The following is a 17802-nucleotide window of genomic DNA, read 5'->3' as shown; positions in this document are numbered from 1 at the left end:
AAGCTGAAGCTTTCTTTTGCGATAGTAAAAGGCGGCCCCCCCTGATACCGGGAGGACACGCCGCATATCTTATGGCACCACCGAGAAGCGGATATCGTCAAACAGCATATAATCGAATCCGCTGACATAGAAGCCCACTTTGCCTGAAGGCTGATGATTCGGGTCCGTGGCGGCAAGTCTTGGCGCGTTGTCCACGTAAACCGCGACATCCCCGTTCTTCACGACGACCTTGACCGCATATTCCGTGTCCGACAGTAAGTCGCGATTCGGCAAAGAGGTCTCGGCTATCTTCTGCCATGCCGAATCGTACAGGATCCAGGACGAGGTACCGTCCGCACGGGATCGATAGCCGATCCGGGTCGAACCGCTGCCCGCCTGACGGTCGAAAATATAAAAGGTTCCGTCCTCCGGCATCGACGACGGGATCTTTAGCTTGAATTCGAGTACATACGATTCAAAGACGCGGTCCAGCAGACCCGTGGCACCGTTTAAAATTTTGTATCGGCGATTGCCGTCCGGATCCGCCGCGATGCTGCGGTTCGGGTCTACCGGCCAGCCGTTGCCGCCCGATTCGAAGTCCGTTTCGTGCATGATGCCCGAAACGGTCACCGCGATATCCGCCTTGATCTGCGGATTGACGACGGACACGGCGGTAATGATGGTCTGTCCTTCATATACGGCATGGACGACGCCCGTATCGCTTACCTCCGCCACGGATGGATCGGCGGATTGCCAAGCAATGCCGGTATCCGGGGTATCCACGGGATCGAACGTTACCTGCATCTGATGCTGCTCGCCGGCGGCAAGCCGTATTTCGCGCTCGGACGGTATGATGCCGGCCAGCTCCGTGCTCAGCGCCTTGAACCGGATGTCGTCAAACAGCATGTGGCTGACGTTGTTGACATAGAATCCGACCTTGCCTGCCGCATTATGGCCCGGATCGGCTGCCTTGAGACGGAATTGGCCGTCCACGTATACGCTGATATCGCCGCCTCTGACCAGCACCTTGATCTCGTATTCCGTGTTTGGCTGCAGGTCGTGGCCGGGGAGCTTCTCTTCGCGCAGCACGGTCCAGGCTGCATTATACAGCAGCCAGGAGGAGGATCCGTCCGGACGCGTTTTGTAACCGACGCGGGTCGAGCCGCTGCCCGCCTGGCGATCGAACACGTACAGCGTTGCGTTTTCACTGATCGACTCGGGCATCTTCAGCTTGAAGCTCAGCTCATATTCGGTGAAGGTTTTCTGGCTGAGGGCGGTAGCGCCGTTCAGTATCTTATACCAGCGGTTGTCGCCTTCTTTGACGATGCTGCGGTTCGCATCCTGCGGCCAGCCGTTCGCCCCCGACTCGAAATTCGTGAAATCCATGACGCCGTCTCCGGCTTCGACTATGACGTCCACCGCCGCCGTGAGCTGCGGATTCTCCGCCGACGCCACGGTGACGACCGTTTGGCCCACCGCCTGGCCCGTGACGATGCCGTTAGTATCGACCGTGGCGACACCGGGATCGGCCGACGTGAAGACCAGCTTCGGATTATCCGCGTTCCATGGGAGGACCGCCGTGCGCAGCTTCACCGTTTTCCAACGATCTACCGTGATTTGGTTGTCATAGACCACCACGTTTTGCACCGGATAGCTGTCCGGACTGCTCGTGGTACCTGCTTTCCCGTTAATGCCGATCTCGTGAAACGGAATATCCGGGAAGCCGGGGATGGCCTGGAATACTTGCGCATCCGGACGCAGCGACAGATCGCCTCCTGCCAGATCGACGAAACCAGGATCCTCGTTAGTAACCCAGTTATCCGCATATTGGACCAGATTGAATTTGTCGTACGCACCTTCCGCGTTGGTTGTCGAGCTTCGCGGAACTGTCGGATTGTATACGACGTTGCCGTGGAACGTGTTCGTGTCCGGATAAAAGCGGTTTTCCGTGAAAAAGTTTGCCAGCTCCGGATATTTGGACAGATATGGCGTCCCGATGAAGTCGTTGTTGGCCTCGAACAGCGCCTCCCACTTCGGCATGTAATTCAGCGGAACCTGATCGTCCGGCTCGTCGCCGAGAAACAAATCCGCGTAGTCGTACGGAATCTTGCTGTCCACGAATATATTGTTGCGGGTCAAAATATGCGCGCCGCCGTTGTTTTTGATCGCCGAGTTGCCCATTTTATAAAAGATGTTCTCGTCGATCTTCAATCCCATCGTGAAGTTATCGGGATATACCCCTTCCACGCCGGGCTTGGCTTCGCCGATGTTATGGAAGTAATTGCGGCGGATGACGGTGCCCCGCTGCTGCGGCGTTTCGCCCGCGTTCATGTAAATGGCGCCGAGATCCGAGAAGGTTTTGCAAACGTCATAAATGTCGTTGTACTCTACAAGATGATCATTGCCGAAGATCAGCACACCGGGATGAGGAGCATCATGCAGCTCGTTGTGCGACATGCGGTTGCCCACTCCGGACAAGAGGACGCCCGGATTGTAAGCCTTATGATAATAGGCAAAATCATGAATGTGCGAGTTCTCCACGGCGTTGTTGCCCGGCGCGAGCGTTGTCTTGTCGCCTCCGGTGAGCGTGACGGCGGTTCCCCCGATATGGTGGATGTGGGTAAACTCGATCGTGTGGTCTGTTCCGGGAACCCCCGTAAAGTCGTTATAATGAAACCGGCTCTGGGTGTTGACCAGCACGCCGCTGTTGGTGAAGTTGCGAATTTCGCTATGGAGGACGCGCATATGGCTTCCGCCCATGAAGACGACCGCCGAATCGCGCCCGTTCTCCAGGATCAGCTCCGAGAAATCGATATGGGATGCATCCAATGCATTGATCATCGGCGTCTTCAGCATCGTCACTTCAATGGAAGGATTCGCGGTCATGAATTCGGCGTTCGGCAGAAAATAGAGCTTTCCGGCCTGGCGGTCGATGTAATACTCGCCGGGCATGTCGATCTCCTCCAGCAGGTTTTGGGCGAAATGGAAATCCGGGTACCAATTTTTGAAAATGCCGCTCATTTCCCCGTACCGGAGCGTGATGCTCTTGGCCTCGGTGTCGATGGAAGCGATTTTGTTGTAGGACCATTCCCAGCTGTAGCCGAAAATGCCATCCAGCCAGATGTCGTCCGCCTGTGTCCAGTATTGCGGTCTGTCATACGTATACGTAAAGGTCCCGCCTCTTGTATGGACCTCCCCGTTCGGATCTTTCCGCGTCGGTCCGGGATCGAGGATTTCGTCCATTTGGACGGTTCCCTCGTTCGGCCAGCGTGCCAGCGTCATCCCTTGCCCGTCAACGTACAACTCCATCGGCGGCACCTTGCTCAAATCGTTGGCCAAGTAATAACCGTGCCGGCTCATCTCGCCGTAATCGGCAATGCCGAGGGCGGCCAGATCGGCGACCAGCACTTCGTTTCTTGCTTCTTCGCTAATAATCCGGTTCAGTACGGCAGGATCGGCTACCGGAACGAATGCGGATTTCTCCAGCTGCTTGGAACCGGACAAGATGACCGTTTCGCCCGGATAGGCCGTATAGGTTACCGGCTTGCCCGCTTCCCCCGAATCCTGCAAACCCAGCTCAAAGCTGGCTGCGCGCTCGTACCGGCCTTCCCGAAGATAGACCGTGACGCCGCCCCGAGGCAGCCCTTTCTTCGCTTTCAACGCCCGAATGGCGTCACGCGCTTTTTCCAACGTTCGAAACGGTTTGTTGATCGTCCCTTTGTTCGAGTCATTTCCGTCCAAGGCTACGTAAAAAGCCGTCCCGTGCGGATTTCCATAAGCCGACGCCGTCTCGGCGGCGGGCAGAAATGGATACAGCGCAAACAACAGGCTTGCCGCCAGTGCCGCAAGCACAAGCTTCTTCATAAATCGCTCCCCTTCCTCCATCGTGGAATCCGGTCAGCTCTGTCTGCGCCGTGCGCAGTGTCGTCAAAGCCCACCCGGGCAGCAGGTTTCTCCCGTTTCGTCTCCATCCGTCTATAAGCTTACTGACCGATTATTTCAAGCCCTTATCTTTCAGGAATTGCTCGAACTGACGCGTCACCTCCTCCACGTATTTATCTTCGCCCGCCTCCTTCAGCTTGCCGTAAAGAACGGGCCAGGTCTCCTCGAAATCGAGCGTGCCGGTCACGAGTCCCCGTTTGTACTCGCCCCATACGGCATTCAGGTTCGCGATTTCCGTGCTGACCGGCTCGGAATTGAACTTGAAGGCGCCGACCGGATTGATTTCAGAGCTTTCGTTGATTTTTTTCGTTTCCTCCCATATGTTCTCCGGTTGGCCTTCCTTCAGGTAGGAATTGAAGACGCTGCCGAAGACCCAATCCATGTTCGGACGATACCTGGAATCCGGCATCGCTTTGATATACTCCCCGCTCAGCTTCTCGTAGTGCACGCCCTCTAAGCCGTTGATCATCAGGTTGTAGAGCTCTTTATCGGTGTTGATCAGATTGAGCAGCATCATGGCCCGTTCCGGATTCGGCGAAGTGCGGCTGATCGACTGGTTGGTCGTTGCCGAATAACCGTTGGAGAACCAATCGCTGAGCGGGATGATGATGACATCGTTGCCGCCGTTCTTCGGCTTGACCTCTGCCTCGACCCCAGGCTTCAATGTGACGTCAAACTCGACCGCGATCTGGCCCTTGGATTGGTAGTCGGTCATTTTTTCCGTGGCCGCGTCCTTGTGGATGTACCCGGCTTTATACCATTTGCTGGCCAGGCGGAAATTGTCCAGCTCCTCCTCCGGATAGCGATGTAACGTATAGGACGGGTCATCGGTCTTGATGTAGAAATGATCGTCAAGCCCCGGAACGACCCAATATTGATCGTCATGCGCCTGCGGGTTGACAAACGAGCCGCCGAACAGGCCGATCGGGATAATGCCCGGCTCGTTCTGCTTGATCTGCTCAAGGAACGGTTCGATATCCGCTATCGTTTTGATTGTGGAAGGATCCAAGCCGTATTTGTCGGCAAACCGCTTCTGCACGATAAAGCCGTATCTTGACCCGTTGATTTGCTGATTCGGGATGCCGTAAATTTCCCCGTCTACCGAGAGGCCATCCCACATCACCTGAGGGACGTCCGTCTTCAGCTGCGGCGCGTACTCATCCAAGAGCCCGTTCAGCGGTTGTATGGCCCCTTTCCGTACAAGCTCTTCCGGTTTCAGCATGTAACCGGTCCACAGAATATCGAATTTCTCGCCCGCCGCCAGTACGGTGTTCATCTTCTGCACGTAATCCCCGATTGCGACCGGCATCAGCTTGACGGTGGCGTTCAACTTCTCCTTCACGATTTTGTTGATCTCCTCTTCGACCTTCTTCTGGTCCGGCTGCAGCTGCAGCAGCGGATAATACCAGGTCAGCTCAGCGGGCTCAAGTCCGCTTGCGCCGCCTGCCTCCGGTGTCGATCCTTGCGTGCCGGGCGTTCCGCTGCCCGTATCGCCATTTCCGCCGCTGCTCCCGCAGCCGGCAAGCGCGGACATGGCGATCAGGATGACCGCGAGCAATCCTAATAATCTTTTTTTCATGACATGACCTCCTGAATGTTTATTGGTTGTTGTATGTTAACCCTTAAGGGAGCCAACCGTAAGCCCTTTCACGAAAAACCGTTGGAAGAACGGGAAGATGATCAGCATCGGCCCGCCGGCCAGCACCGCGATCGCCATTCTTGCCGAATTGTTCGGAAAGCTGGATAAATCGATGCCCAGCTGCTGTGAAAATTCCGAATTGGAGGTAATGAACTCGATGCTGCCAAGCGTCCGCACCAGCAGCAGCTGCAGCGGCACCTTGTCGGGATCGTCGATATACAGCATGGCGTTGAACCATTCGTTCCAGTACGTGAACGAGATCAGCAAACCCAGCGTGGCCAAGGCAGGCGTGGAGAGCGGCAATATAATCCGGAAAAAGATGCGCAGCTCCCTTGCCCCGTCGATTTTGGCGGATTCCACGATTTCAAGCGGAATTTTGGACATGAATCCCTTCATGACCATGATGTTGAAGGGAGAGAGCAGAACCGGCAGGATTAGTGCAAGCAAGCTGTCCTTTAAATGCAGGTATTGGGTGATGAGAATATAGGAAGGGACGAGCCCGCCGCTGAACAGCATCGTGAAAAATACGTAAAACGTCGTTACCCTGTTGTAGCGGTAATCCGGCCTCGAGATGACGTATGCGGTCATCGCGGTGAGCAGAAGTCCTGCCAGTGCTCCAATGACGGTCACCGTGATCGTGACCCCGTAGGCCCGCAGCAAAATGTCGGGTGCGTCGAGAAGATAGCGATAAGCCTCCAGGCTCAACGTTTCGGGAAAAAACTGATACCCTTTGGCGGTAAGCGACGCTTCGTCCGTCAGTGAGACCGCGACAACGAGCAGAAAAGGCAGGACGATGGCCAGCGATAGCAGGATGAACAGCAGATGGATTAACATTTTGGATAGTTCGAACTTCTTCGGCATCGGTTATCCTCCTTCTTACCACAGGGAATGCTCTGGATTGATTTTGCGCACGATCCCGTTCGCTACCAGCACCAGCACGAAGCCAACAATCGACTGATAGAAGCCTGTGGCGGCCGACATGCTGACATTACCGATCTCGCGGAGTGCGCGGTATACGTACGTATCGATAATATCCGTGGATCCGTACAGGAAGCCGGAGTTGTTCGGGATGAAATAATGCAGTCCGAAGTCGCCGCGGAACATGTTGCCGATGGACAAAATCAGCAGAATGATGACCAGCGGGGCCAACAGCGGGATGCTAATTTTCATGGCCATCTGCCATTTCGTCGCACCGTCGATCCGGGCTGCCTCGTAATACTCGCTGTTAATGCCGATGATGCCCGCAAAATAAATCAGCGTGTTGAAGCCGACTGCCTTCCATAAATGAACAAGAATGAGAATGGCCGGCCATGCCTCGGCCGTCTGGTACCAACTGATCGGATCCATGCCAAACATCTGCAAGGTGCGGTTTATGAAACCGTCGGAATGGTTCAGGAAGGCATAGGCCACGTATCCGACCAGCACCCAGGATAGAAAGTGGGGCAGGAACAGCGCGGTCTGATAAAATTTGCTCCATTTCGCCCTGAGCTCGTTCATCAGAACGGCCAACAGCAGCGCAGCGGCGGTGGTAGCTGCAATGTATGCGGCATTGTACAGCACGGTATTGCGTGTGATCCGCCAAGCCGTATCGGTCGAGAACAAATAACGGAAGTTTTCCAGACCTACCCATTCGCTGCCGAATATGCCGAGATCGTAGCGGTAATGCTTGAAGGCGATGATCAATCCCACCAATGGAATATAGGCAAAGATCAGCTTGTACAGAATCCCCGGCAGGGATAAAAGAAACAGCTCGCGGTTGTTTCGAAAATGGCGAAGCTCCCTGCGAAACGCCGATTTTTTTGGGCGAGTGCCGACTGGTTCTGAATCCGGGTCGGTACCGGTTCCCGGTCGGTTCGCCGGTTCCGCGCCCATTGAGCCCGATAGTGGTAACTTCTTCAACATAGCGAAAGCCCCTTCCTTTCCTTGTGCACTTCTTGCCTGCGTTCCAGGCTTTGCACGTTTAACGATAGCTCAAAAGCGGTACTTTCCGTTACTGTACAATTTCAGGATTGCTGTACAGGCGGACTGTAGGGATTTCGGAATGCTGTACAGCCGGCTGTATAGATCCAAGATTGCTGCACTTGAAGAATTTTAGGGCCTCTGCCGACACTAAGGGACTACCTTACTTCTGTCTAGATGCGATGCCCAGGGTGCAGAAGACGGCACTTTGTTAGCTCCGCATTGATCCAAATGCTCAATAGGGGCTCGCAGCATAAACACTTGTATCGAATCTTCCGGTTCACTCGTAACCGAATGGATACCATTGCCGAAGCACGGCATGGCAAAAACCCGCAAACGGCAACACGCCTGCGGGTCTGATGAAACCTGTGCGATTCAAGTGCTGCGCTCGATGGCGCACTTGAGGCGGTACTCTTTCGGGGTCGTTCCGTACCGGCGCTTGAACAGCCGATAGAAATAACTTTCATTGCCGAAGCCTACCTTCTCCATGATTTCGGCCACGGTCAATTGCTGCTGCTCCAGATACTGCTGGGCACGGGCAAGCCGAGTCGCGTTGATCTGGTCGACTACCGTCGTACCTTCCTGCGCTTTGAACACTTGCCCCAAATAAACGGAACTCATCTTCAGCATATCGGCGATCTTCTGTACGTTGAGGTCCGGATCGGCATAATGCTTGTCGATCATTTCCTTGACGGTATCCGCAAGCAGCCGGTTTTTATCCTCGCGTCCGCTCCTGCGCTGCTCGAACACCTCCCGCACGACGTCCAGGAGCACGCATTCGATCTCGTCCAGCGTCTCTTTTTCGAGAATGCGGCGGTTGATCGCCTGCAGATTGACCGATACCGGGTTCAAGTTGTTATTATTCATTTCACCGAGTGTATGGCTCAGCGTCATGGTCAAATGCAGCAGCGCCGAAAACATGCCGTCAAAGCTAAACTCGGCAAGATGCTCCCTCCAACTCCGAATGGCTTGCTCCGTCTCTTCCGAATTGCCGCCTTTTAAGCCCTCCGTCAGCCGGCGTTCCAGTTCCTTCGGAATGGTAAGCGATTCGTTCCGCTCGTTCCTGCGGATCATCTCCGGCCGGATCACGGCGCCTTTACCGAATATCATGCGATAGTTAGAATGCCGCAGCGCCAGATTGTAATGTTTCGAAAGCTGACGGTAATCCTCGAAGGCATCGCTTAGCGTTACGGTGAACGTAATCCGATAGAAGCGGAGAATGGTTTGCTGAAGTTCACGGAAGCGTTCGTCCAAGGACTCGAGGTGACCGGAATCGCCCCCGACAACAAAAACGAGATGGCCGCTCTTCATATCCGCCGCCTCGCAGGAGCCGCCATGGCGCAGCAGCTCCTGGCCGATATTCGCGATGGCGAAGGAATAGAGCTCTTCCGCTCGGGGAACCGGCTGCAGGACCTGGCTTTGCAGGTCGTCCAGTTGCACAAGTGCAAGTCGAAGCGGCGACGGATGCGCGATATCGATCCCGTACTGCTCCTTCATCCGCATAAACGCATCTTCGTCCATGCTGTCGCTTGTGCCGATCAGGCTCCGCAGATGATATAACTTGGCGATATTCCATTGCGTGGCCCGCTCCTGTTCCAATCCTCTAAGCTTGCCGATCATTTCCGTTACATTCTCCGTGATCAGGGACAGCTCATCCTTGGCTTTGGCATCTCCACGTCCATCATAAGGCACCAGCGTGAGCAGGCGGCCTACCGGTTTGTAAAGCCGGAGCGAAATCAGTACGGACAGCAGCAAAGCCAGCATGGCCACGGACAATGTCACGGCCATTTCCGTCCACCGCATCTGGCGGACGCTGCCCAGCACGTCGTCATAGTCTTGAAGGCTGATGATCTGCCAGTCGTTTAAGCCTTTGCTTAAATAGGTGACCTTATATTTCTTATCGCCTTGTTGATGGATGAAGGAGTCCGGTGCATGGTTTGCCGAGCCCATCCGTCCGAGTAAATCTCTCTTGATGTCCAGCCCGGGCGGTAGCTTGCGGTCGCCCGCCATCAGCACTTGACCATTGCCGTCCGTAACGAACAGGACGTCGTTTTCCCGTTCGGCGACCCGATTAAGCGCTTTCACATTATCCAGCATCCACCCCGGCTTCACGGTCAAGATCAGTACGTTCCGATTGACGGAACCGAGGCTCGGCCCATCATATATGAAAAATGCGAACACGTCGATGCCTTCGTTCTCCCCATCGAGGTCGAGCGGAATGAGCTGCAGCTTCGGCAGGTCGGCACGAGCGTCCATGTAATCTTCCAGTGCGCCGTAAAGGACGCGCGTATCCATATCATGGCTCAGCGACGAGAAAAAACGGCCCTGTTTGCCGTTATAAAAAACGGCGGCGTGCAAGTACGGGGAAGCGGCAACCGTGCGGTTCAAACGCTCAATCTTCAGAATGCTCTGCTTATAATCCGCCCCGGATTTCAGTGCGATGAGCTCTTCGTCGTTATACAGCGATACCGCCAAATCCTTCACGATCCCGTTCATGTTCTCGATGTTGTAGTTGATTTGGGTGAGTAGCTTGACGTCGGCCTCATGCTGGAGGCTCAACACTTTGTCACGGGCGGCGGCGTTCAGAAAGAGGGAGGCTATGGCGAGCATGGCGACGACGAGCATAAAGCTCAGGATAATCCGCTGCAAATATTTGCGAGAGCGGAGGGTTTGCAGCAAGTTCATGGGACCACTCTCCTGCAAGTTTAGGTGGCTTTACTATAAGCCGCCGGGATTTTCATTGTCAATCTGCATTTTCGAAATATTACCCTGTACGGGATACGCACTGACCGTATCTCTGGGTATCGTCGTATGATCAGGGCTGCTCAGGTGACCCGCCCATCGCCATCCCTCTTCTGCCGAAGCATCTGCCGATAAGCACCTGGCGTCATGCCAACCTTGGCGGTAAACAGGCGCGTCATGTAGTTCGAATCGCGGATTCCCACGCGTTCCGCGATCTCGGAAATGCCAAGCACCGTGCCGCCAAGCAGTTTCTTGGCCTCCTCCAGGCGCAGGTGCAGCACGTACTGCAGTGGCGTTTTGCCGATATGCCTCTTCATGCATCTTGCGATATAACTCGCTTGGAAGTGGAGCTTTTCCTCCAGCGCGGCCCGTTCAAACGGCTCCTTCCAATGTTCGTTCAAATAGGCTGCGGCGGCCTGGGCCAGCCGGACGGAAGGCTCCGGCTCGGACGTCCGGGCGCAGCCAGCCTGCAGCGCGGCAAACAGTTCGGTCAGCATAAGGTGGAGCCTGAGCGCATTTTCCCCGTTCAGTCTGTTGTGGGTATCGTTCAATCCGCGCAGCATCGGCTCCAAGGTTTGCACCTCGAAGGGCGCAAACTTCGGCAAGTACATGCGCTGCTGCGGAGAAGGCTCAACGTCTTCGACCGTGCCTTTGGACAGCAGGTTCGACCAGGGAATCTCTTCCCGACGGATGTGCGCAGCCGGATGACCATGAATGAAATGCACCCAATAAATCTCCGTGTGCTCAGAGCAGGCTCGGTGCCCGACATGCGCCAGTCCTGCTTCCAGCACCAGCAGCTTTCCCGCGCCGACCTCATACTCCGTCTGTTCTTCCGTCATATAGAGCGTTCCTTTCGTGACCAGAAGCAGGTCATAAACGTCGAAGGTGCGGGCGAAATGCCTGTCTCCCGGCTTCCATACGGCATGTCCGGCCGTAACGAATTGCGGCAGCGGCGGTATGGCGAATTCTAAGCACAGCACAGCCACCCCCTCCTTTTCGCAAGTTCATTTTGTGCTAATCAAAGTCTATATTATCACTGGTTGCCCGCATGAAAAAGAGGTACATTTGATCACGAGAAACCGCTCTCATAAAGCGACTAAGGAGGCTGTTTACGCATGCGTTTTCGTCAGGTCCATCTCGACTTCCATACATCCGAGGCCATTGCCGGCATCGGAAGCCGTTTTTCAAAACCCCAGTTTCAGAACATGCTGCGTGCCGGGCATGTCGATTCCATCACGGTGTTTTCAAAATGCCATCACGGCTGGGCATATCACCCGAGCGAAGCTAATGAAATACATCCGCATCTCACATTCGATCTGCTGGGCGAAATGATCTCGGCTGCCCATGAAATCGGCGTCAAGACGCCGGTGTACTTATCCGCAGGGCTGGACGAAAAGCTGGCGCGGCGCCATCCCGAATGGCTGATCCGCGACGCGGAAGACCGTACGCGCTGGGCGAGAGATTTCATGACGCCCGGTTACCATGAATTTTGCTTCAACACGCCTTACCTGGACATCTTGCTGGCGCAAATTCGTGAGGTAGTTTCCAGGTATGATGCGGACGGCATTTTCCTTGACATCGTCGGAATCCGTCAATGCCGGTGCCAGCATTGCGTGGCCGCGCTGCGATCAGCCGGTCATGACCCTCGCGATGAAGCTGCCGTTGCCGCGTTAGGCGAATCCACCTACCTGAACTATGCCCGCCGCGTAAGAGAAACGATCGATGAGATCAAACCCGGTCTGCCGGTCTTCCATAACAGCGGCCATCAGCGTCGCGGCCGCCGCGACCTTGCTCAAGTCAACAGCCATTTGGAACTCGAATCGCTTCCAACCGGTGGCTGGGGTTACGATCACTTTCCGCTGTCCGCACGCTATGCCCAGACGCTAGGCATGGACTATCTCGGCATGACGGGCAAATTCCATACCTCCTGGGGCGAATTCGGCGGTTACAAGCATCCGAACGCGCTGCGATTCGAAACGGCGCTCAGTCTCGCCCACGGCGCCAAGTGCTCGATCGGCGACCAGCTTCATCCTTCGGGTCTCATGGATGAAGCAACCTACGCCTTGATCGGCACAGCCTATGCTGAGGTGGAAGCGAAGGAGCCTTGGTGCAGCGCAACCTCTTCCGTGGCGGACATCGCCGTCCTGTCGCTGGAGGCTGCTTGGGAGGCTTGTCCGGAAGCACGGAAGTCGGATGACCGGAACAACCTGGCGGATGCCGGTGCGGTACGCATCCTGACCGAAGGGCACTACCTTTACGACATCGTGGATGCAACTGCTGATTTTAGCCTCTACAACGTGCTGATACTGCCGGACGAGGTGCCAATATGGCCCGAATTGGAAGAGGATATCCGTGCATTCACCGCGGGTGGAGGAAAAGTTCTTGCCTCGGGTCGTTCGGGTTTGAATGCGGCAGGCGACGCGTTTACGCTGGATCTCGGATTGAACTGGAAAGGCCAGAGCCCATACCGTCCGTCTTATTTCCGCCCGGACTTTGTTCCCGGTCCTCTCATGCCTGCATCATTCGTAATGTACGGTGAAGGACAGCTGGTTGAATTGAACGGCGGCCGAACGCTGGGCAGCCGGGAGAATCCGTACTTCAACCGCGATGTGTTCACGTTCTGCTCGCATCAGCACACGCCAAGCGCCGGAGAAGACGGCGGCCCGGGCATGATCGAGAGCACAAACGGCATCTACATCGCTTGGAATGTGTTCGGCGACTATGCGGACAACGGCCATCTCATTCTGAAGGAGATGGTATTGCATGCGATCGACCGGCTCCTGCCGCAGCCTACTCTGCGCTGCGATTTGCCGGCACGAGGCATCGCGACGCTGCAGTATCAGCAGGAAGAAAACCGCTATATTAATCACCTACTCTATGCTTCACCTGTCCTGAAGGGGCGCGTTGAAGTCATCGAGGACATCGTGCCGCTGCGGGACGTTTCCGTCCGCTTGCGCCTCCCTGCGGTGCCTTCGATCCGGCGGGTCTATCTGGCCCCCTCGATGGATGAGCTTCCATACACCATTGGGAGTGAGGGGGAGATCAACTACACGGTTCCCAATCTGGATAATCATCAAATGGTTGTGCTGGAACTGGCGTAAACAACATGCTTGCCTTCATGATGAGGGAACAACTCTTCCATATGATACAAGCAGCCGCAGTCTGGAGACTGCGGCTGTTCACATCATATCGGTTCATTTTGCAGGTTTTCATGTTATGTGTTCAATATACTGAACTGCGTTTGTCTATCAATTGTTCCAAAAATCCTGCAAATGTCGGAGCATACTCCTCGATCAAATCGTTCATGAGATCATAACGCATGACAGGGAACTCCCCCTGCTCATCCTTGGCGGACGTATCGAAAAAATACAGCTCGTCCTCGTCCGGCACGAACAGATCCAGTCTGTGCGGATATTGCTCACGCCACTCCTCATCATCCTGATTCAGGCGATGTATGTATAGAATATCCGTATCGGTATATTCCCTCACGTCCGGAGGAGCTAACATGAGAATGCCCGTCCCGCTCAACGTGGCACTGCCGTAATTCTTGAGCCACCAGCGATAGGAAGGCGGCAGGCTGAATCCCAGCTCCGCTTCTGCCTCGGCGATCCATTCCTCTTTCGCGCCGCGTCCGGGAAACCATTTCACGGCTGTCGTGCTTTCCAGTTTCTCAGCCAATCGTTCATACATTTCGAAAACTCCTTCCCATCTCATTTTGCTCAATCGAGTTCAGTGACTGATTTCATCTCCACTTGATAGATCGGTTAAGAACGACCTACCATTCATAGAAATTTTCCTCGATCAGCGCCTCAAAGGAATCTGCCAAGAGTTTGACCTCTCCCGTATCGTGATGGCAGATGAACACCTTTCCTGATTGGTCGATGATTATCGGGTCGCCGGATCCGTCGATCGAGATGACATAACCAGTTTGTAATGCATCTCCAATAGGAAGCTCCTTATACTGCTCGCGGAAATCCAGCGTCAAATCTGCGACGGTTTCATTTCCAATGCTGGAGCCATTAGAGAATGCATGTACCGCAAGGCCCGCATAGGCTCCTCCGAACTTTCTTATAAAATGTACATAGTCCTCATGAAACCTTACATTCAACTGCTGCTCCGCATGTGCGATTTCCTCTTGGGTTGCCGGACTTCCTACAAGTGAGGCTCGATCCTCCCGGAAGAGGAAATTCTGTAATCTTTCCATTAATGCTTCATTCATGGGATCCTTCCCTTCTAGCATGAATCTAAATCCTCTAACGTTGAAGATCATACCGACAATTGAATGTTATATTCCATGATGTAAGCTCCGTACCACATCCGTTGTGTGCCCATATAAGACATCATACGTTCCGTTCGCCCCTTCTTTCATCGAGGGCAAATGGATGTCAGATATTCAGGAGCTGGGTGTATTCGCTGCGTAATCGGATTATACATATTCTAGCAGAACGGAATTGCGATGAGAACCAGGTACGAAACAAGGAAAGAAGATAGCGCGAATGGCGTTTACGTTCCTCGATTTATTCTATGACAGCTGAAAGCACGCCTTCCTTTATCAAGGTCCATCGATCCCGCGGATTGACGGTAAAGGACGATGCAATCGCTACAACCATATCTTTTTCCGGAATGCAGCAGATGATATTGCCTCCATCGCCTACGGCCGAATATGTATAAATTCCGTCCTCATCCCTCAGCCACCACAAATAACCGTATTGGTTAGCGTTCATCGCCGTTGATTGGTCTATCCAATCTCCCGGTATAATCGGTTGTCCGTCCCATAGGCCGCGGTTCAGGTACAGAAAACCGAAACGCGCCATATCACGCGGGCTTAACGTAAGGCCCCATCCACCCGTAGTGTTGCCGCCGGGGTCTTTGACCCATCCCCTGACGTCTTTACCGAATAAATGATCAAATCCGAATGATCCCATGTCATGATCCGGGATTTCGGTCATGCCAATCGGTTTAAACAAGTGTTCGTTCGCAAAGGCGCGTGCGCTTTTTCCGGTGGTGCGGGTGATAATGGCTGACAGCAGGTGCACTCCTGCGGTGGAATATTTAAACGCTCCCAGGGTTCCGCCTTCCCCCAGCATATCAAGCGTATATGCTACCCAATCAGGGTGCATGCACATTTTGTCCAATGGCTCGCGCCAGTCCTCAAAGGGATACGAAGCCGTCATCGTAAGAAGATGGCGAAGCGTAATTTGTTGGATTTGCCGACCAGCGGACCTGTGATCATATTCGGGGAAGAAATCCAGCACCTTTTGATCCGCATTGTCAATATAGCCAGCACCGATGGCAATGCCTATGAGGGCGGATAAAACGCTCTTGGTGACGGATGCCACGTGGTGGGTATCCTCCGGGCCGTAACCATGATCGTATTTTTCATATGCGATATATCCGTTTCTCACCACGACCATACCGTTGATGTTGCCGTATTCGGATGGGATCAAAGCATCCAGGGCCGAAAGCTTGCCGGCATCCAAACTCAAGGCTTCAGGGGCAGCGGTTTGCCATGCCTTCGTTGGCCAATACTCTCTCTTCATTAGAGATACCTCACATTTTTTATTTGTTTTTTCGACACGGGAAAATAGACCTCGGTAACCAAATGCTCAGCTGCCGTGGCTTGATTCGGATCGGTTACATAGATTTCATACGGGGATTGGCTCAATGCGTATCCCTCTTCTTCTATCCATTCCCTGAGCCTGGCATATACCGATGTCAAATCCGAATAGGAACCCTTCCAAACAGACTTGGCACATCGTCCTCCCTCCAGGTCCCTCGTTCCAATAACCCTTTCCTTAACCGGGAGGGCAAACTCGGTGTCATTGCCTGCGGGATTGTATTCCGAGCTGTGATAAATCGTCATGGGCGTACCAACCAATGTAAGCTTCTCCTTGGCAATCCGTTCATATAATCCGCTAAAATACCTGCCATAACCCAGAGCATAATCATCCCTGCTCATCATCCGGCGCATGAAAAGAAGATGCATTGGCGCCCGATCCACAAGCTGCACTTCAATTCGATTCAGGTACGACATCACGTCGATGCCCTTTTCCAGGCTCAGGATATCCTGGTCCATTTGGTTCAGGGCATGATGATACATATCTAATTTGTGCTGGACTTCCCGACGCTTGCGGTGAAGGGCCGTGTAAAGCTTCTCATCCGAGTGACCCGGTTCCCCCGCTAAGATTTCTTTGATTTCGTCCAGTGAAAAATGGTAAGACTTCAACCGGTTAATATAGAGCATTCTCTTTAGCTGACCGATGGAATAATACCTATACCCGTTTTCCGGATTGATCTGATCCGGATGAATTAATCCGATTTCATCGTAATACCGAAGCGTCTTCGTCGATACTTCGCATAGTTTGGAGAATTCCCCGATCGGCAGCAAGGATCCACCTCTTTCCGTATATAGACTCTTGGTTCAAGATCACTTTACACCTTGCCCTTAGGGCAAAGTCCACTGCTAATTTGTAAAATGGAATCCCTGATCTTCCTCGCCTCCGTACTACACCTGAGGAAGATCTTCCGGCAGTTCCCCGGTGTTCAGCCACTTCCCCGCTACGCGGTTGAATAATGCCGGATCGGCAAGCGGTATGCCGTGCCCGATACCGGGAAACACGATCCCCTCCGCACGGTTGGATAGCTGCACGAGGTCCCTGGCTGATTTTTTAACGCTGGCTCTTTCCTTCTCCCCGACCGTAACCAATACCTTCGTCGAAGATTCTTTGATGCTTGGAGAGATTGCATAGGACATGTTTTCCTTGAGCACCGAAACCAGCAGCTCCGAAGGCATATGCAGGGATTCCGAATAATACTGTTCAAAATCATCCCGATTCACGTACAGCGTGCTTGCCTGCCATCTGGAGAACCATCGGTATTTGGTCAGCGGAAAGGTCATTCGTACAGAAGGTTCGATCAGCTTCAGCGCAGCCGGCATCGGCCTAAGCAAAGCGCTGTTTACGATTGCGTAATCGATGAGTTGAGGTCGTTGGCACATCATTTCCACGAGAATCTGCGCCCCCAAGGAAAAACCGAATACAATAATTTCCCTTCCGTCCGCCTTATTCGACATGACCTCATTGATCTGCGCTGCAGTGCGTTTTATAGAAAAGGGCCCGTTGGCGGAGCTGCCGCCGTGTCCGGGTAAATCGGGAACCAGGCAGTAATCGTCTTTAAAAAAGGGAAGCTGCTTGTTCCACATCCAGCCGCTTACCCCGCCCCCATGCAAAAATACGATCATCCTTGACGCATGAATGTTTCCGCTCTCCTTCATGAATAAGTTCATTGTATCATCCCCAATATATAACATTTACTATTAATACAATTATAGTATATTAATCCGAAGATTTAACGGGTTTTTTTAGAATTTTGTTATACTTTTAAACTATCCATGGTATAAATTATGCGTTGCACGGCTTGCCAATACAATTCCCTGGACCAAAGTCGAGTCTGGTTTCCTGCCGCGGATCCAGTTCAAACTCCTTCTTGGGACTGTTCTTCCTGCTCCCTGCATGGTCTACCATTAAGTGGAAATCCAATGC

The 17802-nt window shown here is 53.7% G+C and carries 12 protein-coding genes; 1 reads left to right on the top strand and 11 read right to left on the bottom strand.

The features are described 5' to 3' along the window. Positions 1-69: 69 nt before the first annotated feature. The 6 genes from GYMC10_RS13885 to GYMC10_RS13860 form a co-directional block, all read right to left on the bottom strand. Positions 70-3843: an Ig-like domain-containing protein gene (locus tag GYMC10_RS13885; RefSeq protein ID WP_015735044.1), complete on the bottom strand. Its 3774-nt coding sequence runs from the start codon at positions 3841-3843 to the stop codon at positions 70-72. A 130-nt stretch (positions 3844-3973) separates the two neighbouring features. Beyond that, entirely contained in the window at positions 3974-5500 is a 1527-nt protein-coding gene (locus GYMC10_RS13880) for an ABC transporter substrate-binding protein (RefSeq protein WP_015735043.1), read from the bottom strand. A 36-nt stretch (positions 5501-5536) separates the two neighbouring features. Further along, on the bottom strand, positions 5537-6421 hold the full coding sequence (locus GYMC10_RS13875; protein WP_015735042.1) for a carbohydrate ABC transporter permease: 885 nt from the start codon (positions 6419-6421) through the stop codon (positions 5537-5539). 15 nt (positions 6422-6436) lie between these two features. After that, entirely contained in the window at positions 6437-7462 is a 1026-nt protein-coding gene (locus GYMC10_RS13870; RefSeq protein ID WP_085982512.1) for an ABC transporter permease, read from the bottom strand. Between the two features lie 432 nt (positions 7463-7894). Further along, entirely contained in the window at positions 7895-10204 is a 2310-nt protein-coding gene (locus tag GYMC10_RS13865) for a helix-turn-helix domain-containing protein (protein WP_015735040.1), read from the bottom strand. A gap of 140 nt (positions 10205-10344) precedes the next feature. Beyond that, positions 10345-11241 carry a helix-turn-helix transcriptional regulator gene (locus GYMC10_RS13860; RefSeq protein ID WP_015735039.1) on the bottom strand — a complete coding sequence of 299 codons (897 nt, stop codon included), beginning with the start codon at positions 11239-11241 and terminating at the stop codon, positions 10345-10347. 135 nt (positions 11242-11376) lie between these two features. On the opposite strand from GYMC10_RS13860, the gene GYMC10_RS13855 reads away from it, so the two are divergent. Further along, positions 11377-13362, top strand: coding sequence for an alpha-amylase family protein (locus tag GYMC10_RS13855; RefSeq protein ID WP_015735038.1), 1986 nt, complete (start codon positions 11377-11379; stop codon positions 13360-13362). A 121-nt stretch (positions 13363-13483) separates the two neighbouring features. Here the strand turns inward: GYMC10_RS13855 and GYMC10_RS13850 are convergent, their stop codons facing one another. From GYMC10_RS13850 to GYMC10_RS13830, 5 genes are all read right to left on the bottom strand, one after another. Further along, positions 13484-13951 carry an SMI1/KNR4 family protein gene (locus tag GYMC10_RS13850; protein ID WP_015735037.1) on the bottom strand — a complete coding sequence of 156 codons (468 nt, stop codon included), beginning with the start codon at positions 13949-13951 and terminating at the stop codon, positions 13484-13486. 85 nt (positions 13952-14036) lie between these two features. Then, positions 14037-14480 carry an SMI1/KNR4 family protein gene (locus GYMC10_RS13845; RefSeq protein ID WP_041622158.1) on the bottom strand — a complete coding sequence of 148 codons (444 nt, stop codon included), beginning with the start codon at positions 14478-14480 and terminating at the stop codon, positions 14037-14039. A gap of 298 nt (positions 14481-14778) precedes the next feature. Continuing rightward, positions 14779-15801 carry a serine hydrolase domain-containing protein gene (locus GYMC10_RS13840; protein WP_015735035.1) on the bottom strand — a complete coding sequence of 341 codons (1023 nt, stop codon included), beginning with the start codon at positions 15799-15801 and terminating at the stop codon, positions 14779-14781. Continuing rightward, positions 15801-16649 carry a MerR family transcriptional regulator gene (locus tag GYMC10_RS13835; RefSeq protein ID WP_015735034.1) on the bottom strand — a complete coding sequence of 283 codons (849 nt, stop codon included), beginning with the start codon at positions 16647-16649 and terminating at the stop codon, positions 15801-15803. The genes GYMC10_RS13840 and GYMC10_RS13835 overlap by 1 nt, the downstream gene beginning before the upstream one ends. 117 nt (positions 16650-16766) lie before the next feature. Beyond that, entirely contained in the window at positions 16767-17546 is a 780-nt protein-coding gene (locus GYMC10_RS13830) for an alpha/beta fold hydrolase (protein ID WP_015735033.1), read from the bottom strand. Between the last annotated feature and the right edge of the window lie 256 nt (positions 17547-17802).

The sequence above is a fragment of the Paenibacillus sp. Y412MC10 genome, from assembly GCF_000024685.1.
GTDB classification, from domain to species: domain Bacteria; phylum Bacillota; class Bacilli; order Paenibacillales; family Paenibacillaceae; genus Paenibacillus_AQ; species Paenibacillus_AQ lautus_A.
The sequence above is the reverse complement of the archived record's forward strand: the minus strand, read 5'-3'. Positions and strand labels throughout refer to the sequence as shown.

Excerpts from the sequence above, each read along its gene's own strand:
- GYMC10_RS13855 (WP_015735038.1), top strand. The coding sequence starts at position 11,377 with ATGCGTTTTCGTCAGGTCCATCTCGACTTCCATACATCCGAGGCCATT.
- GYMC10_RS13870 (WP_085982512.1), bottom strand. The coding sequence starts at position 7,462 with ATGTTGAAGAAGTTACCACTATCGGGCTCAATGGGCGCGGAACCGGCG.
- GYMC10_RS13850 (WP_015735037.1), bottom strand. The coding sequence starts at position 13,951 with ATGTATGAACGATTGGCTGAGAAACTGGAAAGCACGACAGCCGTGAAA.
- GYMC10_RS13885 (WP_015735044.1), bottom strand. The coding sequence starts at position 3,843 with ATGAAGAAGCTTGTGCTTGCGGCACTGGCGGCAAGCCTGTTGTTTGCG.
- GYMC10_RS13845 (WP_041622158.1), bottom strand. The coding sequence starts at position 14,480 with ATGAATGAAGCATTAATGGAAAGATTACAGAATTTCCTCTTCCGGGAG.
- GYMC10_RS13840 (WP_015735035.1), bottom strand. The coding sequence starts at position 15,801 with ATGAAGAGAGAGTATTGGCCAACGAAGGCATGGCAAACCGCTGCCCCT.
- GYMC10_RS13830 (WP_015735033.1), bottom strand. The coding sequence starts at position 17,546 with ATGAACTTATTCATGAAGGAGAGCGGAAACATTCATGCGTCAAGGATG.
- GYMC10_RS13865 (WP_015735040.1), bottom strand. The coding sequence starts at position 10,204 with ATGAACTTGCTGCAAACCCTCCGCTCTCGCAAATATTTGCAGCGGATT.
- GYMC10_RS13875 (WP_015735042.1), bottom strand. The coding sequence starts at position 6,421 with ATGCCGAAGAAGTTCGAACTATCCAAAATGTTAATCCATCTGCTGTTC.
- GYMC10_RS13880 (WP_015735043.1), bottom strand. The coding sequence starts at position 5,500 with ATGAAAAAAAGATTATTAGGATTGCTCGCGGTCATCCTGATCGCCATG.